Annotated in this window: 1 pseudogene; it reads left to right on the top strand. The window is 38.3% G+C overall.

What is annotated here, in order from left to right:
• Positions 1 to 264: pseudogene (locus tag RYX56_RS23070) on the top strand (sensor histidine kinase); the annotation flags it as partial.

Consider the following 264-nt stretch of genomic DNA (forward strand, 5'->3'; position numbering starts at 1 on the left):
GGCCCGTCTTGTAGAGGATCTTTTTACATTTACAAAGACGGAATATTTGGAGATGGAACTCAAAAAAGACACGGTTAATCTTCCGCTTTTATTACAGAGGTCGATTGATAGCCTGAATCCACTAGCTAAGCAAAACAGCATCTCTATTATCCCAAACTATTTTGGGGACGATTGTATGATCATGGGCGATTCATATTTATTAGAGCGTGCCATAAATAACTTATTAGATAATGCTGTCAGACATACACCACACTCCGGTAAAAT

Source organism: Alkalihalophilus lindianensis (assembly GCF_032843265.1).
In the GTDB taxonomy this organism is placed as follows: domain Bacteria; phylum Bacillota; class Bacilli; order Bacillales; family Bacillaceae_D; genus Alkalihalophilus; species Alkalihalophilus lindianensis.